13 protein-coding genes and 1 pseudogene are annotated in these 21,932 nt (G+C 41.7%); 9 read left to right on the top strand and 5 right to left on the bottom strand.

Annotated elements, in window-relative coordinates; all coding sequences use genetic code 11:
* Positions 1-59: 59 nt before the first annotated feature.
* The 4 genes from CV014_RS12500 to CV014_RS12485 form a co-directional block, all read right to left on the bottom strand.
* Positions 60-1,793 carry an SDR family NAD(P)-dependent oxidoreductase gene (locus CV014_RS12500; protein ID WP_236142324.1) on the bottom strand — a complete coding sequence of 578 codons (1,734 nt, stop codon included), beginning with the start codon at positions 1,791-1,793 and terminating at the stop codon, positions 60-62.
* Positions 1,794-1,995: 202 nt separating this feature from the next.
* On the bottom strand, positions 1,996-7,350 hold the full coding sequence (locus tag CV014_RS12495; RefSeq protein WP_236142323.1) for a type I polyketide synthase: 5,355 nt from the start codon (positions 7,348-7,350) through the stop codon (positions 1,996-1,998).
* A gap of 267 nt (positions 7,351-7,617) precedes the next feature.
* Entirely contained in the window at positions 7,618-7,896 is a 279-nt protein-coding gene (locus CV014_RS12490; RefSeq protein WP_103140084.1) for a hypothetical protein, read from the bottom strand.
* Positions 7,897-8,570: 674 nt separating this feature from the next.
* On the bottom strand, positions 8,571-9,947 hold the full coding sequence (locus CV014_RS12485) for a ParB N-terminal domain-containing protein (RefSeq protein ID WP_236142322.1): 1,377 nt from the start codon (positions 9,945-9,947) through the stop codon (positions 8,571-8,573).
* 840 nt (positions 9,948-10,787) lie between these two features.
* Here CV014_RS12485 and CV014_RS12480 point away from each other — a divergent pair.
* The 8 genes from CV014_RS12480 to CV014_RS12445 all read left to right on the top strand — a co-directional run bounded on the left by CV014_RS12480 (position 10,788) and on the right by CV014_RS12445 (position 20,575).
* Complete coding sequence (locus CV014_RS12480) at positions 10,788-11,996, top strand: ABC exporter membrane fusion protein (RefSeq protein WP_236142321.1); 1,209 nt, start codon at positions 10,788-10,790, stop codon at positions 11,994-11,996.
* A 141-nt stretch (positions 11,997-12,137) separates the two neighbouring features.
* Positions 12,138-13,316 carry an ABC transporter permease DevC gene (gene devC, locus CV014_RS12475; RefSeq protein WP_236142328.1) on the top strand — a complete coding sequence of 393 codons (1,179 nt, stop codon included), beginning with the start codon at positions 12,138-12,140 and terminating at the stop codon, positions 13,314-13,316.
* Between the two features lie 236 nt (positions 13,317-13,552).
* Positions 13,553-14,554 (top strand): NAD-dependent epimerase/dehydratase family protein, encoded by a 1,002-nt coding sequence (locus tag CV014_RS12470; RefSeq protein WP_236142320.1) that lies wholly within the window; start codon positions 13,553-13,555, stop codon positions 14,552-14,554.
* A 176-nt stretch (positions 14,555-14,730) separates the two neighbouring features.
* Positions 14,731-15,195 carry a DUF2141 domain-containing protein gene (locus CV014_RS12465; RefSeq protein ID WP_236142319.1) on the top strand — a complete coding sequence of 155 codons (465 nt, stop codon included), beginning with the start codon at positions 14,731-14,733 and terminating at the stop codon, positions 15,193-15,195.
* A 127-nt stretch (positions 15,196-15,322) separates the two neighbouring features.
* Positions 15,323-16,582 (top strand): glycosyltransferase, encoded by a 1,260-nt coding sequence (locus CV014_RS12460; RefSeq protein WP_236142318.1) that lies wholly within the window; start codon positions 15,323-15,325, stop codon positions 16,580-16,582.
* A 575-nt stretch (positions 16,583-17,157) separates the two neighbouring features.
* Positions 17,158-18,414, top strand: a complete 1,257-nt coding sequence (locus CV014_RS12455; protein ID WP_236142317.1) for a glycosyltransferase — start codon at positions 17,158-17,160, stop codon at positions 18,412-18,414.
* A 75-nt stretch (positions 18,415-18,489) separates the two neighbouring features.
* Positions 18,490-19,755: a glycosyltransferase gene (locus tag CV014_RS12450; protein WP_236142316.1), complete on the top strand. Its 1,266-nt coding sequence runs from the start codon at positions 18,490-18,492 to the stop codon at positions 19,753-19,755.
* A gap of 418 nt (positions 19,756-20,173) precedes the next feature.
* Positions 20,174-20,575: a hypothetical protein gene (locus tag CV014_RS12445; protein WP_236142315.1), complete on the top strand. Its 402-nt coding sequence runs from the start codon at positions 20,174-20,176 to the stop codon at positions 20,573-20,575.
* A gap of 361 nt (positions 20,576-20,936) precedes the next feature.
* On the opposite strand, the pseudogene CV014_RS30610 reads toward CV014_RS12445, so the two are convergent.
* Positions 20,937-21,038 (bottom strand): annotated as a pseudogene (locus CV014_RS30610) (BrnA antitoxin family protein); the annotation flags it as partial.
* A gap of 47 nt (positions 21,039-21,085) precedes the next feature.
* Here CV014_RS30610 and CV014_RS12440 point away from each other — a divergent pair.
* Positions 21,086-21,499 (top strand): DUF6006 family protein, encoded by a 414-nt coding sequence (locus CV014_RS12440; protein ID WP_236142314.1) that lies wholly within the window; start codon positions 21,086-21,088, stop codon positions 21,497-21,499.
* Positions 21,500-21,932 lie beyond the last annotated feature (433 nt).

The following is a 21,932-nucleotide window of genomic DNA, read 5'->3' as shown; positions in this document are numbered from 1 at the left end:
GTGAGGGTAAAATTCATTATTTATTCTCCCCTGCTCCCTGCCCCCTGCCCCCCTGCCTCCTATTTGGGTTTGTGCAGGTTCATTGGTGCAATGATTGCTTTTGCTCCTAAGATGCGGGAGTAGAGTTTTCCTTCGGTGTCGTGAACCATGAAGTTGGAGGTTAAGCCTGTTGCGGTTTTGCTGATGACTTCACAAGAAACGTAGAAGGGTGTGTTAAATGGAATGGCTCTAAATTGTTGTGAATCTGTTATTTGTCCGGGTAAACAAACTTCTTGGTGATAGTGACTTAACCATATCCAGAGGGGTTGGGTACTGAGGTCTATGGCGTAGGGATTGAACCATCTGATGGGGAATTGTCCTTGGGCTTCTGGTGAGATTTCTGGCCAGTAACATTCAGCAGTAATTTTCTCTGGGCTTATGTTAATTATTCTGGTAATTTGTTGGAATGCTCGCCCGTGAAATAGGGAGCAATCACCATTTTGATAGAAGTCTTTACCAATGGTTTTGATGATATTATCTTCTTGCCAATTAACAGATTCATAGATGGGAATTTCTGGGATTTGGCGCACAGTTGTAATGTTGGCGCGGAAATGATAGTGGGTTTTTCCTTCGGGGGTTTTGCTGAGAATTGTGGTCTGAAATTCGATGGATTCAGAACCATGTTTGGCGATTTCTTGAATTTCGAGAATGTATTCTTTCGCTAGGGTTTGATTGAAGGTAATACCCTTTAAAACTTTAAATTCTTTACCACGTAAATAGCGATAACCTGGATAACATTCTTCACAAGCATGAATCATCCAGGACATGGCGCAGGTGGCTGGTAGTACGGGAGTCCCAGCAATTACATGATCCATCAAAAAGGGATTGGCATCTACAGTCAGGCGGCGATGGATGCGATAGCTGCGGAGTTGGGGGTCTAGTGTTCCTGGTGGGGGGATGATGGGGCTACCAATGACTACTTGTGTAGAGTCACGATGGCTGGGATGTAGTTCATTAACTAACATTTGTGTACCCACATCCACAGGGATAATATCAATTCCCCGTTCAGCAAAGGCTTTCTTGAGTTCTGGTGTCACCATACCGCTATCCCATCCGCCCCAGTTGATAGCGACAACATGACAATCAGGATTGTATTGCTTCATTAAGTGGGCTGACTTGTTGAGAATTTCATTAGCGATCGCATAATCTGATTGCCCAATATTCCCATAAAATCCAGCCACGGAAGAAAACAACACCAAATGTTCTAATTGTTTAGCATCCACACAAGACAGCAGATTTTCTAACCCTTGCACCTTAGCGGTGTAAACCTTCTCAAAATCGTGGTCTGTCTTCTTCTCAATCAACTTATCAGCTAAATTACCCGCACCGTGAATAATTCCCGTAATTTTCCCCACCCGTGCAGACACAGCAGCTAATTTCTCTTGTAACTCCGCCACATTAGTTACATCAACACTGATATACTCAGCCTTTGCACCAGTCTTTTCAATCTCCGCCAGAGTTTGTTTAACCTCACGGCTAGAAACAATTGTGTTATAAACCTTCTGTACACTCATCGGTGTCGGCTTCTCACCTTGGGAGATGAGATGTTGCATAATCCGTTTTTTTAATACAGCCTCTTCAAAACAATCCTGAGCAAACTCCGGCTCATTTTCAATAACTTGCGATCGCCCAAGCAAGATAAACTGACAAGGTTGGTGCTGTGCTAATCTAGCCACACACTGCGCCGTAATTCCCTTAGCACCACCACTAACAACAAAAACCGATGAAGGACGAACTTGAGTAAGTGTAGTCATAATTATTGAAAATCTGAAATTTTATAAACCTAGAGACAACCTCTCATCAAAACTCTCTGCGCCTCTGTCTTGAAAAGTTCAGATCGGAGGAAACCTCCGCTCCGACTTTTCGCTGCGCCTCTGCGTGAGGCAAAAAAGTCTATTCTTCAACGCAGAGGAACGCGGAGTTTAACGCAAAGTAACGCAGAGTAGTTTTTCCTAATTACTCGAAGGAACTGATGAGAGTGACGCGTCCTTGAGAACCGTAAGCAACTTCAGCAATACAAAGATTAGAATCATGCAACTCATTAATGATGTGCTGTGCTGAAGTTCTTGCATCTAAGTTGGGGCTGAGGTCAATTCCTCTGGTAAATACATTTGACCATTCCCATCTCAGAGTCTTGACTAACCCAAACAACCCAGCACCGATCGCACCAAAGTTTACATCATGCTCTAACCCAAAACTACCATCTAACCGAGTGACAGTGAAGAAACAACTACGCTCATAACGTCCAGTTTCAGTCAGGGATTGTTTCAGGTACTTTGCCATAAAGAAAACGTGCTTCACAATCGCTTTTTCTTCTGGGATGAAAGGAACTTTGCCGGTGTTCGCTACCTGAAATCTGGGGTGGAGGTGAACAAAAGCCCCAATCGTGCCGTAGTTAGTAGCGATCGCAGATAATTTTTCTTGGAGTAGTTCTTCACTCATATCTGCGAGGCTGACTTGGTTCACGCCTGCGGGTAAGGGCGAGCGTTGGGGAACTATCGATTGGGGGAAGCTCAACACTACTACTTTGGAGCCACTTTCTGTTAAAGCTTGGGCTACTTGGGAGGTAGTCAAAGTTCCATCATCGGTGATTAAATAGATGTGTCCCTCTGGCAATTTGAACTCTAGGCGATCGGGTGTTGGCAGGTATCTGAGTTTGGCTGGACGGCGTTGAACACCGTCGATGACTTTTACTGGTTGCCAGCTAAACTCAGACTGAGGCTTTTTTTTTTCACCTCCCACCAGCTTCTGGAGGTAGTCAACAATTTGACCGATTGTGCGTAAGTCGCCTAATTCTTCAAAGTTGGGTTTGGGCAAGTTGGGATATACTTCTTGCAATCCGCCTAAGATTTCTACCCGTTTGATGGAGTCAATTCCTAAGTCAGCCTCCATGTCCATTTCCAGTTCGAGCATTTCTACTGGGTAGCCAGTTTTCTCGCTGATGATGTTGATGAGAGTTTTACCGATATCTGCATATTCAGTGGTGTCTGTAACTTCAGTTTCGGTAACTGTTTCTACAACTGCTACTGGTTCAGGTACAGCAGGAGTTACAACTGGTTCAGGTGCAACAGGTGCGGCTACTTCAACTACTGGTTGAGTAGCAACTGCTACAGGTTGACCGCTAGCAGCGTTAGCTTGGAGGAACGCGATAATTTGACCGATGGTGCGTTTTTCTGCGAGTTCTTCTAAGTTGGGCTTGGGTAGGTCAGGATATACTTCTTGCAATCCGCCTAAGATTTCTACCCGCTTGATGGAGTCAATTCCTAAGTCAGCCTCCATGTCCATTTCCAGTTCGAGCATTTCTACTGGGTAGCCAGTCTTATCGCTGATAATTGCTAGCAGGTTGTTACCCAACTCAGCCAAGTCTATGGCGGGAGCAGCTACAGCTACAGGTGCAACGGGTGCAGGTGCGGGAGTAACTTCAACTTCTTTAACTGGAGGAGCGATAACTTGAGCCACAGGCGCAGGTGCAACCACGGGTGCTTCAACTACAGGCTCAGGCTGCATTTGCCAAGCTGTGGGTGCAACCACTGGGGCTTCAACTACAGGCTCAACTTTGGCTACAGGTGCGGATGCTTCCACAACGGGGGTGTCAATAGTGAAAGCAGGGATTTGCTTATTAACTTCTTGAACTGGTGCTTCTGTGGTTACGCCACTGGAAAGAACCATTGAGTATTGTTGCTGGATGAGGTCGAAGAAGTTTTTCGCGTATGCTACTTGTTCCTGAAGATATTTTTCATGAACGCGGAGGGTTTCACCTTGTTGGGAGTGAAACTGCATCAAACTGCGCTCCAAGCTTTCCATCACTACTAGCTTGAGTTGAGCAGCTTCTTGGGAAGTCTTAGCGTTAGCAAACAAAGCATTTTGCTGTTGCATCAGTTGGAAGAACGCTTTGGTATATTCCATCTGATGGTTGAGGTAAGTACCATGTACTTGCAGGTTTTCAGCTTGGTTTTGCTGGAACTGAGTCATGAGGCACTCTAAGCTTGCTAGCACACGCTGGAAGTTTTCCAGTTTTTCAGGTGTTTGCATGGTCTTTGATTCGGCTAGTTGAGGTGCAAGGATCGCAGAGTTCATTTCTGGTTTTACTTCAGTAGTAATAGTAGAGTTGTTGGCGATTTTGGCGGCACGTCCGTTACCGTTGCCGTTAGTTGCTTTCACTGGTGCAGACATCTCTGGTGTAGCTGCGGTCATCGATGCAGACATGGCTGTTGTCTCTGGTTGTGATGCAGAGATAGCGGGTGTTTCTACCACTGGGGTAGCAGCAACGTTAACTGTGGGCGCATTGGGGAAGGAAATTTTGTGTCCATCATTCAACGCTTGTGCAAAAGCGTTTTTGGTTTTTTCGGACACGTAGTTGATACCCCGTAAGGTGATGCTGATACCTTTTTTCTTATCGGCTGGGGGTAAGGTAGGCTGGGTTTGGTATGGGTCGATGTTCTTCAACTGCATACCCAGGACGCGCATTTGCACTACTGCTTCCCGTAAGGAGCGATCGCTGTTTTTCTGTGCGCTGGGGTTGAGGGCGATGGTAACATGGGGGCGATCGCCAAGAATTTCTTTGACTAAGTTAGCAAGGATTCTCTTTGGCCCGAATTCCACGAAGCAGTGACCACCAGCCGCGTAGATATTTTCAATTTCCTGCTTGAACAGCACCGAGTTAGCGAGGTGAGTTTCCAGGATTTTTTGAATCGCTTGGGGTTCTTTGGGATATTGCTTACCTGTAACGTTGGTGAATACAGGAAGTTTGGGTTCGTGGAAGGTGACTGATTTAGTTGCGATCGCAAATGACTTCTGGGCGAAAGCAATCAGTGAGGTGTGGAAGGCGGCGGACACTGGTAAGGGTATGGCTGCATAACCTTGTGCTTGTAAGGCTTCCCGCACTTTGGCAATTTCACCAGTGGAACCTGCCAATACAAACTGCGTGGGAGAATTATAATTGGCGATCGTTACCTGTGGGAATCGCTTCAGAATCGGTTCGATTTTGCTCAGGTCTTCCTTCACCGCCAACATTGTACCCGCATCATGGTCAGGGTCTTTGGGTGCAGCCATTGCTTGACCCCTAGCTTTTACCAAGTACATATAATCTTGGTCACTCAACACACCCGCAGCCCACAAAGCGGTGATTTCACCAAAGCTGTGTCCCGCTACAAAGTCAGACTTAAAGCCAGCTTGCTTGAGGATGGAATATAAACCTGCGCTAAATGCACCAATCGCGGGTTGAGCGTATTCTGTGCGTTGCAGAGCAGCCGCTTGCGCCTTTTTCTCGTCTTCATTAAATACGGGATTGGGGAAGACGATTTCTGAGAGCGATCGCAAGTTATCTCTGAGCAACAACCCATCCATGTAACCATAGAGACGGCGTAAGGTGGGGAAGTTCATCACCAATTCTCTACCCATTTCCAGGTATTGAGAACCTTGACCAGAGAATAACGATACAACCTTCCCGCCTAATTCCATCCCGGAAGCACGGTAGTAAATACCTTGGGGATGTTCCCAGTTAGCTGCGCCTGCTTTGTGCTTGAGCAAATCGATAGTAGTTTGGATCAACTTGCAAGCTTCTGCAAGATTTTCCGCCACAAAGCCAACTCTCGCCGCATTTTGGGGAATTTCCACAGATTGGCAAGCTTGCGCTAAGTTGAGAAAATGTCTTTCGCCGTCTGCTGATTGCAAGTTACCGAAAGCTTCCTCGCACTTTGTTAGCAGTTCCGCAGGATTAGCAGCAAACAACATGATTTCGCGGGGGTTACTGTGTAAACGGTAGGGGCGATTTTGTTCGCTGTCGTGTTCTTCCAAAACTATGTGGTAGTTTGTCCCACCGAACCCGAAGGAACTCACACCTGCACGTCTTGGTGCTTCACCTTCCGCCCGAATCCAGGGACGAGTTTCGGTGTTGAGATAAAAAGAGGAGTTTTCAATATTGAGCTTGGGATTCGGCTCAGTGATGTTAATTGTCGGTGGCAGAATTTTATGGTGCAGTGCCAAAGCTGTTTTAATTAAGCTAGCCGCACCCGCAGCAGCTTTGGTGTGACCGATTTGAGATTTCACACTACCCAAAGCAATATGCTGCTTTTTGTTGTCGTGTTGAGAGAAAAAGTCTCTTAAAGAACCAAACTCGGTGGGGTCGCCAGCCATCGTCCCTGTACCGTGGGCTTCCATCAGACCAACGGTAGCGGGAGAAAAACCAGCATCTTCGTAAGCACGACGCAAAGCGTTGACTTGTCCTTCTTTGCGGGGAGCATAAATACTCTTATAGCGTCCGTCGCTGGAAGTACCAACCCCTTTGATGACTGCGTAAATTTTATCGTTGTCGCGTTCTGCATCTTCCAGACGCTTCAACACCAGCATACAAATACCTTCACCCAGCATCATCCCATCGGATTTAGCATCGAAGGGTTTAACGTTCTCGCTAGGAGACACGGCTGGGGTTTTGCTGAAGGAAATGTAAGCCATGATGGTGTTATCAGTGTCTACACCACCAGTCAGCATCATGTCAGCGCGATGTTCGACTAGTTCGCTAATCGCCATTTTCAACGCACCGAATGAACTAGCGCAAGCTGCATCAACTACGCAGTTCATTGCACCAAAGTTCAAGCGGTTAGCAATGCGTCCAGCCACAACGTTAGCTAACATCCCTGGGAAAGCGTTTTCATCCCATTTGACGTAAGCACTTTGGATTTTTTCGACGATTTTGTCGGTGTCTTCGTCAGAGAGTCCACTGCTTTTGAGAACTTTCTTCCAAATAGGATATTCTAACCGTGCAGAAAGGGGCATACCCAATTGCTTGGCCATAGCTACCCCTAAAACTACCCCCACCATCTCGCGGTTAAAATCACGAGATTCACCGTAACCAGCATCTTCCATTGCTTCCTTTGCAACTACTAAACTTAATAGTTGGGAAACGTCGGTAACTTCTAAAATGCTGGGAGGAATACCGAATTCCATGGGGTTAAAATCAACCTCTGGAATGAACCCACCGCGCTTACAGTAGGTTTTATCTTTTGGTGTTCTGGGGTTGGGGTCGTAATAATCCTCAACGCTCCAGTGGGTGTCAGGAACATCAGTAATACAATCAACTTTATTAATGATATTTTGCCAATATTCCCGCAAATTTCTGGCTTCAGGAACGATGGAAGCCATCCCAATGATCGCAATAGGATTTTGTTGTAGTTGTCTGTTAATTTTGTTAATTGACATAGGTTTTTCCGAGTTCACTTTCTTTTCCTCAATACACCGCAACAAAGCCTTTTCGCAATTACTAATTTGGCTTTCTAACTCCGCCAAGGCAGCATCAATTGGATTAGCAGACATAGGACATATTCTGTTCTGGGGTACTGTGAATCTACATACCAGTTCGCAATTCGCAATTCGCAATTCGCAATTGATAAAACCCTCTACAAAGGTTTATTAGTCGCGAATTATTGATGAATTTTGATGAATCGGTATAGTTGCTATTGCTTACCCTGACGATTTTTATTGCTTGTGAAAAAAATTGCTGGAAAGTTGTAGAAGAAAGTAAAAAGGTCAAGTATTGTTATCTTAATTTTTGCCTTTTTCCTTTTTCCTTTTTCCTTCCCTTTATCCAACGCTCGACTCTTGATATTGTGGCAACAGGTCGATAACGTTATTAAAGCTGGTAAAATAATCTTGAAGCGCGGTAGCTGCTTGACCAGTAAATTCTACCCATTCGTAATGGCAGAAATCTTGAGCAATTGTATCTAGATTGGACAATGGAAACTTAGAAGTAGCTATTAGAACAGAAACGCTTTTTTCTCCCAAACTAGTTTGATGGTCTAGTTTGACCGCAGCCACATAGCTGGTATTAATGACAACGTTCTGTATTTTGATAAATGCCATAGCCAGTTTCAGCGTCCAGGATAATATATGTTATGGGATTTAACCCGAAAAAGTTGACAATTTCGTTACAGAAGAAATACCACCTTGAATCCGAATAAATACAGGAATGAGAACGAATTATCAACCATTGAGAAGGTGAGAGAAATGCAACTAGCTTTAGTTATTTTTTACTACTGTTCTACTTGCACATAAATAACTAATTTGCTGGGTTGCTTTGGAACATTGAATTAATACAAAGAATAGCATAATTCATAGAAACTAAATCATTGGTTTAAATTAATTTTATGAACCAAATGAATAATTGGTGATGAAAATATCAAATTACTCAGTGCCTACTAGTATAAGTGATGACTTAGAAAATCAAGGTAATAACTAACTTGATGTGGATGGTAAATCTGCATATATCTTTGGTTAGGAGATAGTTACAGTTTGAGATTATTTACGTGGATTTTTCATCAATTAGCACATCAGATTACATGATGGAGAAATTTTATTTCTCACCACCACATCATAATCATAAGATGTTTTTTGATGAATTTTTAATATAAATGGTCGCTGACAATTGAAGAGTATTTATTAAGCAAAGATCCATTTCATATATTGTACATAATAAACAAAACAAATATTGGGGAATTGGGCATAGGGAATAAATTCTGGAACGAAAGTAACAGACACTATATATCCACTGGAAATTTTGTGGTTGTTAGGCTAGCTGTAGAGGATGTTGAATTGTGAATTGATTTACCTGTCCATGTTTGCCATCTATTTAGTCCACGGTTAACCAATTCTAAGTTGCTGTCACCGATAAAACAAATTCTTCCTAATCTTTCACAAGCAATAAGAATTTCACCGTGTCCCATAAATGGAGCAATCACAAAATTATTAGGGTTGGTGTACAAATTGAGCAAATAGTTAATAATTCCTTCCACACCTTCAACATTAATTGGTGTTTGGGGTTTCAATATTGTTTGATGGGAAAAAATTCCTATATAAAGATTGCCCAGTAATAACTCATATTGAAATGGCATTTGATTATGTTTGTAAAAATCATAAATCTGTCCTTCCGAACGGATGACGGCGACAACTCTGGCTTCATCTACTAAGTAATTATGCTCCCAGGTAGTTGAGAGAGTCGCGATCGCCAGTGCTGCGTCTGAAGGTAATAGATTACGAAATTCTGGTTTTGAGGTGTCGCCACAATATACTAGATGTCTGCCTAATATCCATTCATTACCTGCTTGTCTGGGATGAGGAGATGTACTGGCTATTGTTTCTGATTTATTTTGAGTCTTCTTGACAGCTAACTTAGCGGCTTTTTGCGCCACAGCACTTTTGTAAGCTAATGTCTGTAATTCTTTTTGCTGTGCTTGTAATTCTTCGACTATTTTCGCTTGGCGTTCAGCTTCAGCGATATCTCCCCTAGCTAACGCTGACTCACTAGCTTGTTGTGCTGATTCAGCTAAGGTACGTTCCTTTGTCCCTGCTCTCGCTATATTTAATAGTGCGGTGGGACTATCCGCGATCGCTGTACCCTTAATTAGCTGCTTCACTTCTGGGTGAATACTTTTAGCAATCTGCTTCCCATGCTGAAAAGTGCGTTCTGAGTAACCAGCTTCCTTGGCTAACTCTACAGTTCTTTTAGGTGGTGAAATCGTTTCACCACCTGCTGTATTTTGATTTAAAGTATGTTGATTATCACCCGCTTTTGCTCGCAAACCCATGCGTTCCAGAATTTGGTCACGCTCTAGCCATAATTCTGAACGTTCTAGCGGTTCTAGCTCATTGCGAATCAGATTTTCGTCAATTTCCGCCAATCTCGCCTGATCAGCACCAGCATACGCGACGATATTACACTCAATTGCCTCCAAGCCCAATAATTTACAAGCCGTCAGGCGATGCAGTCCCGCAACCAAATTGAGCTTTTGGTCTACAGTGATGGGGTTAAGCAAGCCATTAGCCTTAATTGACTCCTTGAGTTCATTAACCTTTTCACCCTTGACAGGACGGCGGTTAAGACCGATTTTAATTTGGGCGATGGCTACTGTAGGCATAGACAATTCAAAATTAAAATACTCTACGAGGAGGCTTGCGCCTACAAAATGCAAAACTCAAGACAGTGAATCAAATCACTGAGCATTACGACTTAGATATGCCAGATATGTTTCAAGAATATCCAGAAACCATGATTTAACAACCGCGATTTCTCAGAATGTCCAATACTACACAGCTTAGGCGATCGCAATTCATCAATAATATTCAACACACATCATAGATATTGAAAGGGAATGGGGAATAGGGAATGGGGAATAGGGAATAGGGAATAGGAACTAACAAATAATCAATAAATTACTTCATTAATTACCGATGCCCAATGCCCCATGCCCAATGCCCGATGCCCAACCTGATGAATTGACAAAATCACATTTTTTTGCAATGATTAGACACGTATTTATGAAACTCCCTCCATCAACTCTTTAGTTTTCGCTTCGTAATTATTGGGGTTTAAGTTTAAAAAAAGCAAGCGTATTTTACGCTACTTGATGCAAAGTCTAATTGGTGTAGAACATAGAAAGATTTGTAGTTAATTCACAATCACTTATATCGCTGTTCGTTTATTTGCGGTAGGTATCAAACTTTCCAAGTATTTACAAAACTCTAATTAGAATCTTTTGCTCATCGATATTAATACAGGGAAAAGTTGTTCATATTAGCCATCATTAACTGTTTACATAAGGAAGTATAAAAGCTTCTTGTACTAATTCTCAGCCTCTCAATTTTGGATTGTAAATTGGCGTTAGGGTAGCAAACGCAACACAGAGAAGATTTTGGATTTACTTCAATCCAAAATCCAAAATTCCTAGTCCCTTCATGAATAATTTGGAAATAAAAATATGGAAGTCAACAAAGAACGCTTGCGCCAATTAATGATTAAACCTCAAGGTCGGTGGCGGTTAGTTTTGGCAGCTTCAATTACCTTTGCAGCTGGAATTGTCACTTTATACAACTTTGCGCCGCAAAAATTTCGTTCATCAGACCAACCTCTGTCTGCTAACGCTTCTAAAGTCGCACCTGTGAAAGTTGCTGTCACAGCTTTAGGACGCTTACAACCAGATGGCGAAGTAACAACTTTGTCAGCACCTAGTTCTACTAACGGTATTCGTGTAGATAAGTTGTTGGTGAAAGAAGGCGACGAAGTACAAGCTGGGCAAGTCTTAGCATATTTAGAAGATTATGGTCGCGCAACAGCAGCTCTAGAGCAAGCTTTAGACAAACTACAAATTGCTAAAACTGAGCTAGCACAAGTGAAAGCAGGTGCTAAACCTGGAGATATTGAAGCACAAAAATCAACCATCGCGCGGTTACAGTCACAACTCAAAGGAGAGATTGCGACTCAAGAAGCAACTATCAATCGCATCCAAGCGGAAGTGAATAACGCCCAAACAGAAAACGATCGCTATCAACAATTACTCAAAGAAGGTGCTGTGACTGCTTCGGCGGCTGATGCAAAAGCCTTACAACTAAAAACAGCCCAACAACAACTAACAGAAGCCAAAGCTGCACTTACCCGCACTCAAAACACCCTCGCTGACCAAATCAAAGAAGGTAAAGCGAGACTCAACAGTATTCAAGAAGTACGGACTGTAGATGTAGAGTTAGCGCAAAATCAAGTCAAAAGTGCTGTAACAGCCGTCAAACAAGCCAAAGCCGACCAAGAATTAGCTTATCTTAAAGCTCCAATAGACGGCAAAATCTTGAAAATTCATGCCAAAACCGGGGAAGCAATAGGTAATACAGGCTTTGCGGATATTGGCAAAACATCACAAATGTATGTTGTTGCAGAAGTTTATCAAACCGATATTCAGAACGTCCGTCTAGGTCAAAAAGCCATTATCACCAGTCCAGCTTTTAGCGGGAAACTACAGGGGACAGTCAAAGAAATTGGTTCACAAGTCGATAAACAAAGCATCTTCAGCATCAACCCCAACTTTGACACAGACCGCAGAATCATCGAAGTCAAAATATCTATCGATAAACCCGCAGATAATCAACGGGTATCTCGCTTAACTAACTTACAGGTTGATGTAGCGATTCAGATTTAGTCAATAGTCAATAGTCATTAGTCATTAGTCAACAGTCATTAGTCATTAGTCAACAGTCATTAGGGAACAGGGAAAGTGATCAGTCCCCAGTCCCCAGTCCCCAATCCCCAATCCCCAGTCCCCAGTCCCCAACCCAAAGCCATGAATTTTAAAATTCCTTTAGCATGGCTACAGCTAGCGCAACAAAGGCTGCGTTTTCTGGTAGCTGTAGCAGGTATTGCCTTCATTGTTTTGCTAATGTTTGTGCAACTTGGTTTCCAAGATGCTCTTTATTCTAGTGCTACCGCCGTACATCAAAGCCTTAAAGGTGACTTATTTTTAGTTAGTTCTCAATATAAAGCTTTGACGGCAAATCAAAGTTTTTCTCGGACTCGTTTATACCAAACTTTAGGGTTTGATGGCGTGGAATCAGTTAACGCCATGTATTTGCAATTTGCTAAGTTAAAAAACCCGGCAACTGGTGAGAAATATTCTATCTATGTGATGGGTTTCGACCCAGGACAATCTGTGTTGAATATTCCTGAAATTGAGCAGAATTTAGATAGGCTGAAAATTCCTGATGTCATGTTATTTGACAGGGATTCACGACCAGAATTTGGCCCCATCGCAGAAAATTTTGAAAAAGGCGATACCGAACAGACAATTGAAATCTTTCCCTTTGATGGGCCTAGAGGTTACAAAGTTAGAGTTGGTGGCTTATTTAGTTTAGGCCCTTCCTTTGGTGTTGATGGTAACTTAATTGTCAGTGACTCAACTTTTCTTCGCATCAATCCCAATACTCGCCCAGTTGAAAAAATAGATATAGGTATCATCACTCTCAGTCCCAAGGCTGATAAAGAGAAAGTATTAGCAAATTTACGTGCTAATTTACCCAATGATGTCAGGGTATTTACACGCCAAGGGTTTATTGATTTTGAAAAACAATATTGGTCTGCTAGAACACCAATCGGTTTCATCCTTAACCTCATGCTGACAATGGCTTCTGTTGTGGGTGTGGTTATTGTCTATCAAATTCTCTACAGTAATATTGCTACCCAATTTATTGCTTATGCCACGTTAAAAGCAATTGGTTATCCCAATTCTTATCTTTTAAATGTGGTATTTCAACAAGCTTTAATCTTGTCATTATTAGCTTACATCCCAGGGTTTTTAGTTTCCATAGCTTTATATGATTTTGCGATGGAAGCTACAAAGTTACCAATTGTTATGACCGGAAACAATGCTTTAATTGTCTTTATTTCAGCCGTATTAATGTGCATAACTTCAGGCGCACTTGCTATTAACAAACTTCGCTCCGCAGATCCGGCAGATATTTTTTAGTCAATAGTCAATAGTCAATAGTCAATAGTCAATAGTCAATAGTCAACAGTCATTAGTCATTAGTCAATAGTCAATAGTCAATAGTCAACAGTCATTAGTCATTAGAGAAGAGGGAAGAAGGAACAGTAATTAGTTTTTTGTGTAACTCACCCTTAAACTCTTACACCCCTACACCCCCTCACCTCTACACCCCTACACCCCCACACCCTTAATCCTTACACCCCTCTTTAATAAGTATGAATTTGCAAAACAAGACTCTGCTGATTACTGGAATTGATGAATTTATCGGCTTGCGTGCGGCTGAGTTAGCTATCGCGCAGGGAATTAAGGTGCGTGGGTTACAAAGTTCTCATCATTCTGATGCGGCTAAAAAATTAGGTGCTGAGGTGATTGTTGGTAGTATCACCGATGCTACTGTGGCGCAAAAAGCTTGTCAGGGAGTAGATGTTGTTTTACATACTGCTCAACTTACCGAGGAAGCTGGCTCCATTAAACAATTTCAGGAAATGAATGTTGGCGGGGCTGTGAACATGGCGAAAGCTGCTAAAAGTGCTGGTGTCAAGACTTTTGTGCATCTTTCTAGTATTTTGGTGTATGGATTTGATTATAGCGATCGCATCACCGAATCTGGTCAACTCTCCACTAACGATAACCCCTATTGTCAAACCAAAATATCCGCCGAGAAGGAACTTTTACCCCTCAATTCTCCCCCAGATTTCGGCATCATTATTATTCGCGCTGGTGATGTTTATGGGCCTGGAAGTTTACCTTGGGTAGTTAGACCAATTCACTTCATGCGTCAAAAGTTATTTGCTTATCCTAATGATGGGCAAGGTGTGATTAATCATGTCTATGTAGATAACTTAATTGATGCCATCTTCTTAGCAATAGAAAAACAGACGTATGGCGAAACTTTTAACATTACCGATGGCGAAACAACTTCTTGGAAAGAATATTTCCTGCGCCTAGCCGCAATGGAAGGTTTACCAACGCCGATGTCTTTACCAAAAGATGAAATCAAACTGTTTTTAAAACTACGTCATCAGGGACAAAAACTATTTCGTAAAAAAGCGGATATCCTGCCAGAGTCGGTAGATTTTATGAGTCGTCCCTATGCCTGTTCTATTGTTAAAGCCCAAAGTTTGTTAGATTACAAACCCAAAATTGATTTAGAAACAGGACTAAGTCAAACTAAGCATTGGCTAGAAATGACTGATATTCAAAAGCTACTGAAATGAGCCGGGGGCAGGGAGCAGGCTTCCGCCGTGAGCGTCAGCCGAACGGGAGCAGGAGAGATTTGAAACTAGTCCCCAGTCCCCCTAATCCCTAGTCCCCAATTCTTCTTTAATTTTGAATTTTGAATTTTGAATTTTGAATTGATAAGTCCCCAATCCCTAATAACAAGGAGAAAAAGATGAAAATCAATCGCTTGAGTCAAGTTTTATTAGCTAGTTTATTAAGCTTCACTTGTATTAGACCTTTGAATGCAGAGCCTACATCTAAATTAACAGTAGTTGTCAACGGAATCCGGCATCAAAAAGGTCAAATTTGCCTGAGAATTTATGATAGTGAAAAAGGCTTTCCTTTAAGCGATCGCAGCGAGGTACAAAGCGGTTGCACTCGCATTACAGGTAAGTCTATCACTAAGCATTTTTATGGCTTGAAACGTGGCACTTATGCTATAGCCGTAGTAGATGATCAAAATGGTAATCAAAAACTAGATTCTGATTTCTTTGGTATTCCCAAGGAAGGTTTCGGGATTTCTAATAATCCTAAAGTTTCTATTCAAACTGGGACACCTAAGTTTAGTAAATCCAGTTTTACTGTCACCAAAAATACAACTGTCAATATTGATTTGAAATACTCACTCGATCCCTAAGTTGGCAATAGTTGGTAGTAAGCACTTTAGTGCTGATTTTCTCAAGGACTAAAGTCCTTACTACCAACCTACAAATTACCTCTCAACTATTACAGATGGCACAGGTTGCCGGAGACTGATAAATGTCATGAGAGAACTGGCAGCATTCTTGTTTAGGTCTTTACTGGGATGGTTGGGGATTCAGGTATTTATTTCGCTGCTGTTTTTGTTATATGTGCGATTATCACAGACGAAAAATTTACCTGATGAACAGTTACCTAAAGCAGCTGTAATTCTGTGCTTGCGTGGGGCTGATCCTTTTTTACCCAACTGTATTGAGGCACTCTTACAACAAAATTACCCCAATTATGATTTAAAGCTGATTATCGACAGTCAAGAAGACCCAGCTTGGCAAATTGCTCAGGATATAGTTAATCAACTGGGTGTAACTAATGTTGAAATCAATCATTTAAGGGTCATTCGCCACAACTGTAGTCTCAAGTGTAGTTCTTTGATTCAAGCTATTTCTGATTTGGATGATTCCTATCAAGTAGTGGCTTTAGTCGATGCAGACACCATCGTACATTCCAATTGGCTAAGAGAGTTAGTTAGTCCTTTAGAAAATCCTAAAATTGGGGCTACTACCGGTCATCGTTGGTATGTACCTACTGGCAAATATTGGGGTTCGTTGGTACGCTACACAGGAAATATTGCTTCAGTTGTGCAGATGTACCTATTCGGTATTCCTTGGGGTGGGACTTTGGCTGTGAAAACAGAGGTACTGCGTCACACGGGAATTTTAGAGCAGTGGGCGCAGGCTTTTGGAGAAGATTTGATGATGCACAACATCCTCAAAAAGCATGGTTTGAAGGTGAGGTTTGTGCCGTCGCTGATTATGGTGAATCGTGAAGAGTGTGATTTGTTGGGGATACTTGACTATATCCAACGTCTGATTCTTTATTCACGTCTCTACCATCCCAGATGGTTGGCTATTGTCAGTGAGGCTGTGTCTAGTATTTTTTTTCCCACTTTCACAATTGTGTTGTTTTTCTTGTCGTTAGGTGATGCCCAGTGGGAAGTAGCAGATTTATTGTTTAAATCCTACAGCATTTACACTTTGGGATTACTTTCGTTAATGCTGCTGGTTGAGATGGTATTACAACCAGTGATTCGCAATCAAGGTCAGCCAGGAACAAAACTGTCTTTACCATTGATAGGGAGGATTTTGTTAGCTATCCCTTTAACACAATGGGTTTATGGGCTAGCGATGCTCTCTTCTATATGGATATCAACTGTAAAGTGGCGAGGGATTGTTTACCGGATTCGCGGCCCTTGGAATGTGCGGTTAGTTGAGTATCATCCCTATGATTTTTTAGATCAACCTGTTGATAGCAAAATTTCTCTTTGAAAACTCCCATTCTCTGGTTATGGAGCATAAGAAATACAGGAATAAATGCCAACATTAATCCAGAGAACGAACCAGGTTAAAAGGAGTTTTTTGGTTTTGTTTGAGAAGTGAATTCTGACTTTTCAGTTATGTAGAAAAGTTAACGTAAAACCTAACCCCCTAACCCCCTTCCCTACTAGGGAAGGGGGAAAATTAAAGCCTCTCTCCTTGTAGGGGAGAGGTACTCTCCGAGAAGAGCTTCGCTCTATGGAGAGGGGTTTTCTAGATACCGTGAAAAGTCAGAAGTGAATTAGCTCTTAAGTTTTTAACTGAGGATTTACATAACAAAGTGGTGCGAACTCTTGATCTGTTTGAATTCTGCGTAAATCCTACAGTTGTTTATTTCCGATTAATCCTGGGAATATCGAGAATTTAATTGCTGATTGGAGTCTCTAAAAACATGAAGAAATTTTTGCTTCAGATAAATAGTGGTGCAAGACTTCATAGTCACTCAATCACAATTAGATATGCTCTCTAGAACAGATCATGAGCTTTGTAAATAACTGGTGAATGATTTTTTGTAGAGGTCATAAATAATGAATGATTTTGTGGTATCGATATCGAAATTTTTGGTGAGTTGGTTAGTTATTCAGGTCAGTATCATCTTGCTGTTTTTGTGGAGTTTAAATTCTCGTTCCAAAACTTTGCCTGATGAGCAATTACCGAAAACAGCCGTTTTGTTGTGTTTAAGGGGTGCTGACCCGTTTTTACCTAATTGTTTAACATCGCTACTTCAGCAAAACTATCCAAATTACGATGTGAAGCTGATTATCGATAGTGAACAAGACCCAGCTTGGCAAGTTGTGAGCGATACGATTAATCAATTGGGTGTGACTAATTACCAAATTAATCATTTGCGAAGCATTCGACAGACCTGTAGTCTCAAATGTAGTTCTTTAATTCAAGCGGTATCAGAACTAGATGAGTCTTATAAGGTTGTGGCGTTAGTTGATGCTGATACGATAGTGCATTCCAATTGGTTGCGGGAATTAGTCTCACCGTTAAATAACCCTTCTGTGGGCGCAACTACAGGAAATCGTTGGTATCTTCCAACTGGTAGGTATTGGGGTTCTCTAGTTCGTTACATCTGGAATGTTTCAGCTGTTGTACAGATGTCCCTCTACGGGATTCCTTGGGGTGGGACTTTAGCTATTAAGACAGAGGTTCTACATCAGACAGGACTGTTGGAGAAGTGGGGACAAGCCTTTGGCGAAGACACGATGATTCGTAGTGTCTTGAGTAAACATAACCTGAAGGTGAAGTTTGTACCTTCTTTGATTATGTTGAATCAAGAGGAGACAGATTTACCGAGTTTGAGGTATTGGTTACAACGTCAATTGATGGCTTCTCGTCTTTACCATCCTTTGTGGCCTGCGGTGGTGGCTGATACAGTGTTGACGATTTTGCTACCACATCTGTTAATTGTCGTGATGGTACTAGCTTGGTTTAGCGGTGATGGGAATACAGCTACTCTCGCCTTCCTTTGGTACGTAATTTATATACTGGCGTTAGTGATGCTCATGATCATTTTGGAGTTGAGTATTCAGCCAGTGATTCGTTCTCAAGGTAAACCAGTCATCGAATTATCATGGCCACTCATCTGGAAGATGATTATAGGAATGCCCTTCACACACTGGATTTATGCCATAGCCATGTTTCGTTCATTGGATATGCCGACAGTCCATTGGCGTGGTGTTACCTATGAAGTGCAAGGTTCTTGGCAGATCCGATTAAAGGAATATCATCCTTATCAGACGAAAGATCAACCAAGCGATCGCCAAATTTCTCTGTGAACTCTTGGAATCAATGCGTAAATCCTAGACCTTATTCAAATTGATCAAACAAGATTCACAAACTTATTCAAAATTATGAACAAGCCTAAACTTCGTATTGCTTTATTTACAGGGTTATATGCTCCTTTTTTAACTGGGGTTTCCGTTGCTGTTCATCAGAGGGTGCGTTGGTTACTACAACAAGGACATGAAGTTTTTTTAGTCCATCCCCAGTTTAATGATCAGTATCCTAAACAAGTGGGCGATCGCCCTATGCCTGGGTTAGATGAGTTAAAGTCTTATCCTAATTTCTCGTCCTACTCTTTCCCCACTGAACCCCTGATATTTTACAAATCTCTACCCCAACCTCTGAGTTATCGCCATTGGAGTGATACCGAATTACTCACAGAATTTCAACCTGATATCATCATTGTTGAAGAATCAGCCCAAATGCGGGGTGTATACTCGGTTTTAATCCAAGGTTATGGTCGTCCTGTAGGTGTGCAGTATGCCCAACGGACTAAAACCCCCATTATTTCAGTCTTTCACACAGATATCGTTGCTTATATCAGATACTACTTGGGTGATGTCTTCTTTAAGTTCTTTCGTCCCATCATTCCTATGCTGGTGAAGCAGTCTAGCGAAGTCTACGATCTCAATGTCTTTTCTTCTCGCGAACAACTGATTAAATACCAAAATTTAGGATGCTACCCTAGCGAATATGTCCCTTATCAGGGAATAGATTGTGAGAAATTCCATCCTCGCAATATCTCTCACAACCCCATCCCTGACGATGATAGACCGACGATTCTCTTTGTGGGACGCATCACTGCTGAAAAGAATGTTCCCCAATTAATTGATGCTTATCCCTTGATTGCGGCTAAAATTCCCCACGTGCATTTAGTGATTGTCGGTAGTGGCCCTCTAGATGCAGAAATTCGCAAACGTGCTGAAAAGTTCGGCTCAGGTATTACTATCTGGGGTGAGTCTCATGGTACAGAGTTGTTAGGTTGGTTTGCGCGTGCGGATGTGTTTGTCAATCCTTCAGTGACAGAGAACTTCTGCACCACTACTAACGAAGCTTTGGCTTCTGGTACTCCTGTAGTTGCAGCCTTAGCACCGTCAACTTCAGAACAAGTCACTCCTGGTCAAAATGGCTTTTTAGCTGAACCCAACAACCCAGCAGATTTTGCTCAAAAGGTTGTAGAAATTCTCTCTAACCCTGAACTGAAAGCAGCTATGGCCGCACAGGCGCGTCCTTCCATCTTGGAATATGATTGGTCAGCCTGTATGGAGAAATTTGAAACCAAATTGTATGAGTTGGTGCAAGTTACGAATACAGCAGAAACTACGGCTGTTTAGTAACAGGATTGAGTTTGTAGTAAGGACTTTAGTCCTCACTACGGACTTCATAAAATGTCAGGAGTTTTGTAAAGTCTTTATTTAGCTATGTTAAGCAAGCTGAAACCCTTGACTATTAACGATTACGTCTTAATCTTAAATCAATATAATATTTAAATTTTTATATCTGCTTAGTTGATAAGGTATTAGCGATCGCAATTAAAAGTAGTGTGACTGTACCTGAATTTTTATGAAATTTTATGATTTTTCATATAAAAGCAAATTTCCAGATGATAAATTACTCAGTTAAATTACTGATTGTTGTTACGTATAGACAGTAATTTAATACAAACTTAAAGGAGATTTTATGCAATTCCGAAAACCAAGTTTGGGATTATTAAAACTTGCGTCTATGTCAATGATTCCGCTTGCGGTTATCATGATATCTCAATCAACTTATGCTAATGCTTTAAATCGAAAGCCTCAAGTCTCCACACAAGAAAACAATGCTTTCCTTTCTACAAAGCTTTCTCAGACCTCTTTTACTGTTGCACAAGCTAGCAGTTTAACAGGCGTTTGGAACTGTAATGATGGTGGAGTTTACTTTATTCGCCAAGTGGGTAATCAGTTGTGGTGGTATGGTCAAAGTGCTGATGGTGGAGAAACTTGGTCAAACGTATTTCAGGGTACAATCAGGGGCAACCAAATAATTGGCAGCTGGGCTGATGTTCCTAAAGGTGCAATTAGAGGATATGGTGAGATGACGCTGAGGATATCAGGTAATCGTATCGAAAAAATCTCAGGTGGAGAGAATTTTGGTGGTAGTTTATGGAGCCGTTAGGGAATAGATTATCTCAATAAAAGTTAAGGCAAGTTATTGAGTAAGTAGAACGACTTGAAAAAACCAAACTATGTAAAGTAATGTAAAAAAATTGCATTTAGTTCGTAGTAAGGACTTTAGTCCTTATGAGAGGACTAAAGTCCTTACTACAAACCTTTAATTATTTACACCGTTCTACTTATATGTAGAGTGAGTCAGTGCGAAAAACTTAACTATCTTCAGAAATCATTCATACTGACACACCCTACTAGCTGATAAATTTAATATCTATTTTTTAGTTTTCCTTGCTCGTTTATGCCTGTATTTTCATAGCGAGCCTGTTGGGAAAAGTTGGTAATTTAATTATCAAATGATTTAAATGTTAGGTTTCGTTTTGAATCTTACTCTGATGTCCACAATAAGAACGTAATACCTCATTTATTAAAGACTGATAGCCTTTACTTTGATTTTTAAACCATTGCCAAAAATCACATGACCGACAATCTAGTTTTCAAAATAAGAGGTAATTTTATGAAGACTTTAATGCAGCGATCGCTTTTAACTCTATCATCTGCGATCGCTTTATCCTTCGTCGTTTCCCCTCCTTCCCCTGCTGGTCAGGTTTCTGGCTGGTGGGGTGGTTATTGGGACTGTAATATCGACGGACGACCAGCCCGTATGAGATGGGATGTAGTTGATGATAGCCAAACAAGCTGTAACGGTGATACTTGCAGCACCTCTTCTGGTGTACGCTGGAAAGGTAGTTTTTCTGACAACGGTTCGCGCTGGGTGGCGTTGACAGAACCGCGTCAAGGGAATCGTGGCGGATTGTATTTCCGTCATGCTGATGGTAATCGATGGTATTTACCAAAGCCTACAAACAATAGAACCACGGGTTGGACTACATGGAACGGTCAACGCTATCCGCTCTCATGTTGGAAATAGTGTTCATACCAATTCAAAATACCCTACGGGTACTCTCCGAGAACACCTCCGGTGAACACGGTAGCGTTGCGTAGCAAAGGCTTGCGCCTACAAAATTAAGAAAATCCATATTTTGTAAGAGTTTCTGGATTTGAATCTGTTTCATGATTTGGCGTTGCATAAATGCGGGATGAACTGAGACTTTTGTGCAAAGTAGAAAATTAATTCTTTGCACCTTTGCGCCTTTGCGCCTTTGCGCGAAACATAAATCATCCCATTAATCAGCAACGCCCATGATTTTAGTGAATTGGTATTAGTGGATGTAGGGTACGTCAGCGAGAGAAAAGCTAACTATTCCCATGATGAATTTATTGATACTGATGCACCCTACTAATCTATAAAATTTGAAATCATGTATTTGTTGGTGTCGGGTTGATGCCAAGAAAAACCAGCG

Source organism: Nostoc sp. CMAA1605 (genome assembly GCF_021596505.1).
GTDB lineage: Bacteria > Cyanobacteriota > Cyanobacteriia > Cyanobacteriales > Nostocaceae > Trichormus.
This window is presented reverse-complemented; position numbering and strand designations above follow the sequence as displayed.